This is a genomic window from Mesorhizobium sp. IMUNJ 23033 (assembly GCF_044778005.1).
GTDB classification, from domain to species: Bacteria; Pseudomonadota; Alphaproteobacteria; order Rhizobiales; family Rhizobiaceae; genus Mesorhizobium; species Mesorhizobium amorphae_A.
This window is the reverse complement of sequence record NZ_JBJACT010000070.1, coordinates 1-3,986: the sequence shown is the minus strand read 5'-3', so window position 1 is coordinate 3,986 and position 3,986 is coordinate 1. Positions and strand designations below refer to the sequence as shown.

The 3,986-nt window shown below is 60.0% G+C and carries 7 protein-coding genes and 1 pseudogene; 1 reads left to right on the top strand and 7 read right to left on the bottom strand.

Annotation, left to right across the window (positions count from 1 at the left end; genetic code table 11):
• Window positions 1-230 precede the first annotated feature (230 nt).
• From ACFX5Q_RS34550 to ACFX5Q_RS34530, 5 genes are all read right to left on the bottom strand, one after another.
• Window positions 231-458: a hypothetical protein gene (locus tag ACFX5Q_RS34550; RefSeq protein ID WP_404285029.1), complete on the bottom strand. Its 228-nt coding sequence runs from the start codon at window positions 456-458 to the stop codon at window positions 231-233.
• A gap of 227 nt (window positions 459-685) precedes the next feature.
• Window positions 686-1,156: a cupin domain-containing protein gene (locus ACFX5Q_RS34545; RefSeq protein WP_404285028.1), complete on the bottom strand. Its 471-nt coding sequence runs from the start codon at window positions 1,154-1,156 to the stop codon at window positions 686-688.
• Window positions 1,157-1,799: 643 nt separating this feature from the next.
• Window positions 1,800-2,111: a hypothetical protein gene (locus ACFX5Q_RS34540; RefSeq protein WP_404285027.1), complete on the bottom strand. Its 312-nt coding sequence runs from the start codon at window positions 2,109-2,111 to the stop codon at window positions 1,800-1,802.
• A 409-nt stretch (window positions 2,112-2,520) separates the two neighbouring features.
• On the bottom strand, window positions 2,521-2,742 hold the full coding sequence (locus ACFX5Q_RS34535; protein WP_404285026.1) for a DUF768 domain-containing protein: 222 nt from the start codon (window positions 2,740-2,742) through the stop codon (window positions 2,521-2,523).
• 3 nt (window positions 2,743-2,745) lie between these two features.
• On the bottom strand, window positions 2,746-2,955 hold the full coding sequence (locus tag ACFX5Q_RS34530) for a hypothetical protein (protein WP_192177444.1): 210 nt from the start codon (window positions 2,953-2,955) through the stop codon (window positions 2,746-2,748).
• A 166-nt stretch (window positions 2,956-3,121) separates the two neighbouring features.
• On the opposite strand from ACFX5Q_RS34530, the gene ACFX5Q_RS34525 reads away from it, so the two are divergent.
• Window positions 3,122-3,334, top strand: coding sequence for an RNA-binding protein (locus ACFX5Q_RS34525; RefSeq protein ID WP_404285024.1), 213 nt, complete (start codon window positions 3,122-3,124; stop codon window positions 3,332-3,334).
• 22 nt (window positions 3,335-3,356) lie between these two features.
• On the opposite strand, the gene ACFX5Q_RS34520 is transcribed toward ACFX5Q_RS34525, so the two are convergent.
• The gene (locus ACFX5Q_RS34520; protein ID WP_404285023.1) at window positions 3,357-3,668 is read right to left on the bottom strand and encodes a hypothetical protein; all 312 of its coding nucleotides are present in this window, start codon (window positions 3,666-3,668) and stop codon (window positions 3,357-3,359) included.
• Window positions 3,669-3,760: 92 nt separating this feature from the next.
• Window positions 3,761-3,986, bottom strand: a pseudogene (locus ACFX5Q_RS34515) (AI-2E family transporter); the annotation flags it as partial.

Sequence of the window (3,986 nt, the reverse complement as noted above, 5' to 3'; positions counted from 1 at the left end):
CGGCGATCCGGTATGTTTGCGACACCTATTGCAGTGGCAATGACAGAGCCACAAAGGCTCGGCATTGGTTTTGTAGCGCACGTTGCCACACAAACAGCCTCCAGTGAGCGACATCCCGGTTCCTCCAGCCAAGTGCGCGCTTGTTCCTGCACGCATGCGCCAGACTCGCACGAGCACTCCCAAAGCGGAATCCAAATCGGACTCTTATGTTAGGCGGTATCCACTAGCGCCTAGCGGCTCGCTGCGGACGTGCCGTGCCAGTCCCTTGAGACAACGTCCAGCGCCATCCTGATGTCGTCGGGACTGTCGATGCCGCCGCTGAAAAGAGCGATCAGGCGACGCGCCAAATGCTCCCGCGCTGGGTGCGTGCCCTCCATACCGGCTTGCTCGCAATAGTCGTCTAGAATTCTGGTGAGTGTTGCCAACTGCTTTTCGTCAGCTATGCCGCGTAAGGTCATCTCGGGTCTCCCTATAGGGCGAAAGCGTGATCGACTCTTCCAAGCACCCGTGTGCCGTACAAGGCGGCCGACAATTTAGGGTACGCTTGTGGAGATGCACTAGTGGTGAAAATCCAACGCTTGGTACCCACGGCCTGAGTCCCGCTTTGGGTACCCACTTCAACCTGCCTCGGCAATGGCACCCCGCCGCCGAGCACGGCGGGGCAGTTCGATTTATGCCGTCGTAGCTATTGCGTCTTTCGAGGATCGTCCGCCCGATTGATGTACTTGATGCTCCACGGGCCTTTGTTGGTGAGTTGGAGCACCGTCTCCTCGTCGAAGTAAGCAAAATGCGCCATGCCGGGCGGCAAAGCGAAGAAGCCGCCCGCAGGAATTGCTTTGGCGGCGCTCCGATCGGCGGTCTCGCCCATGCCAAGATTAATGGTCCCCGATATTACTGTGTCAACCTCAAGCCCTGGATGCGTGTGCGGCGGGATCGCATATCCAGCCGGCAATTTGAGCCGAAGGGCAAACGGACCTTCCTTGGTCGGATCGCCGAACAAGACAGCCGCCTCTGCTCCGGCAGGCAGCGTTTTTGGGCCCGGGCCCCACTTAACCTCGTTGGGAGTGATCACAGTGTGCGCATCCTCTGCCGAAGCAAAGGAGGCGATTCCGCAGGATACGATCCAGCCGATAGCAAGTAGCGATGCAACTTTCATGGTAACCTCCCGTCTAGCCGGGCTACCCATTCCGACCGCGTGCCGGGGTGGGCTCGCCAAACATTCAGATTAGGTCCGCGAGCCACGTCTGGGCAAGCGAATTGTCGGCTCAATATCGCCGCTGCCAAGGGAATCCCGAGCCGGACTCTTGTGTTAGGCCGATACCACTAGCGAGTCATTTATTTCCGGAACTGGAAGGCCCTTGGCACGTTGCGAAGCCTGCAACGGCGAAATAACCGGTCAATTCCTCGTCTTGCCGGGGTGCCTCGCCGCTGCCATCTCACCTGTTGAATTTGGCGGCATCCTCCACCGTATCGAACGGTCGTGCGGTGGCCGTACCATCAGCCGCCAGAATGACGGCGAGGTACGGGAAGCCTTTTACGGGCGGGCTGTAGACGACGTAGCGAGGTTGTGGCGTGTTCATCGCCACACGGTACACGGGTCATTGCTCTCGATCAAACTGCCCGCCTGCCCTGACAATATTCCTATTGCGCTGCCGAAGCGCCTCGCATTTTAGTGCCGTTCTTTGAGAAAATGAGCCTCGCGAAGCAGCGAATTCCAGTCGGCTCCGTTCAATTTGATCAGCTCGCGGGACTGCTCTTCGGTGATTTTGGCCTCCCGCGCCAAGCGTGTCGCGAGCAGGTCAAAAACGGCAAGATCGGGCCTCAGTCAAGCTGCCCTCCCGGTGCTGCATGGCCTCGAAGATCACTTCAAAGACGCTGTCGACTTCCTCGTTGATCTCGTCCGCAGCGATGCCTTCGCGCTCAGCAGCTTTCATCATCTCGTCGGCCAGGGGACCTTCAAGGCCAAACTTTTGCACGTGACGGAGAGCGAGGACGGACTCGTGGTGGGCGTCCATCAGAATACCGGGGAGCGCAACGGCAAACGGCTGGACGTGCTCTGTTGCATCGTCTTCGACATCAAGAACGGCAAGTTGATGGACGCCAGGGACCACTTCTACGACCCTCTACGCCTGGGACAATTTCTGGGCATAAGCCTCGAAAGCGACCCAGAGCTGGTTAGTCCCGACGACGAGGTAGCCGGGCCGCCTGTTGACTCAGAGGCCCTGGCAAGCCCGCCAGCGCGCGTTTCGGCTGGCCGCTGCCCTACGCCACCGAAGCGTCTCGCGCGCGTCCTGGCGACCTTGGGCGGTCAATTCCTGACCTTACCGGGATGCCCAGCCGCAGCCATCTGTCTGTTGAATGCAGCGGCCTCCTCAGCCGTATCGAACGGACGGGCGGTAGCCGACGTACCATCAGATGCGAGAATGACGGCAGGAACGGGAAGCCTCTCATAGGCGGGCTATAGACCACGTATGAAAGCTGAGGGTTTTCATCGCTCACTGTCATCTTGGTTAGGGCGGATCAATCCGCCACGCCGGCCTCTTGATGAACGATCGCGTCGAGGATCACTTCATAGACGCTCCCAGTCTCTTCCTCGATCTCGACGCTGCCGATCCCGATCGCTTTGGCGTCTGCAAATAGCTTTTGGGTCAATTCAGCGACGGAGATGATGTCGGCGCCGACTGTCTCCGGGACGTTGTTGGAAATCCACTTGTGCAGGAAGTTGACGCCGCGTGTGCTCACCCCTCAGCGCTCGTCGGCCCGAAACGCAACACCCTTAGGCACGGCATCGTTGGCAGGGAAGTCAATGTCTGAAGGCCTGTAAGCCGGAGCGGGTTGTAGCGCGCTTTCAATATCGACCCAGGCTTTCGACCGCGTCATCATCTTCAATAAAGCGGGGTGCAAGCCATCGCCGCGCGCTGCGGCAATTTCATGCAATGATCTAAAGAGCAACATAGGGCGCGTCCGTTATCCACTGTGTGAGACCTGGAAAAAGCAACGGCGCGTTCGAACCGATGTTCCAGCAGAAAACAAAAAAACCCGCCCGGCCGCCGGGCCGCTGGTAGCTGTCATTCGTCGTTTGTGAGATGGTCCCGTGTCAGCCGTGTTTGAGGGACGGCAAATGCCACTGCGACGCTACAGCGGAGTATTCGAGCCCGTTGATCTGGATTTGCTCCAGCGAGTATTCGGCCGACTGTGCGACGAGCGCCGCCTAGCCCAAAAAGACAAGGAACAGAGGGAAGACCTTGCCGAGGAAATCGTCAGCGCTTTCCGCAACGGGATCGTCGACGAAGCGGACCTATTGCAGGCGCTTTCTAAGCGCCGCAGGGCCTAGGCCCGTTTCGACCGCCGTTTTGTCACTCCTCGCGGAAATCCTGCAGCGAGGCATGGCGCAAGTCTTCCTCGCCGCGTAGGTGCTTCACACGGCCGATCAGCCCCGGCTTGACCCATTGCGTGGCCGGCCGCTTCCTGCCCTTCGGCGGCGGCCCGGCATGCTCCTGGACGTGCTGCCAGAGGCGTTCGCGGATCGCGCGGCTTGAGTTGATGAAGGCCGATCCGACATAGCGCCCGGTGCCGCGCTCGGCCATGAGGGCAAAAGCTGGCTTGCCCGGTTCGCGCTCGACGCCGAGCAGATCGTATTCATCGATGCTGTAAGCCTTTGTCTTCAACCAGGCTGCAGCGCCTGACTGAATTGGATGCGACCGCCTTCCGGGATCATCTCGGCCAGGATCTCGCGGCGAACCTCCAGCGGCATATCTCGCAAGTCGAAGGCGGGTCCGATCAGCTTCTTGAGCTCAATCATGAAGGCGGGTGCGTTGTGGGCCAACCTTTCCCAATAGGCAGCGAGGCTCTCGCCAACCACCGGGAGCCCTGCGACCCAATACGGTGGCGCCGGCGGGCCCTGCTCGAGCATGCGGCCCGCCGCCGTGATCAGGTTGCTTACGCTGTCCGCCAGTGTCGCCACCATGAGGGCGAACGGTGCGACC

Coding starts and splice junctions, on each gene's coding strand:
- ACFX5Q_RS34530 (WP_192177444.1), bottom strand. CDS start 2,955: ATGTTGCTCTTTAGATCATTGCATGAAATTGCCGCAGCGCGCGGCGAT.
- ACFX5Q_RS34525 (WP_404285024.1), top strand. CDS start 3,122: ATGCCACTGCGACGCTACAGCGGAGTATTCGAGCCCGTTGATCTGGAT.
- ACFX5Q_RS34545 (WP_404285028.1), bottom strand. CDS start 1,156: ATGAAAGTTGCATCGCTACTTGCTATCGGCTGGATCGTATCCTGCGGA.
- ACFX5Q_RS34550 (WP_404285029.1), bottom strand. CDS start 458: ATGACCTTACGCGGCATAGCTGACGAAAAGCAGTTGGCAACACTCACC.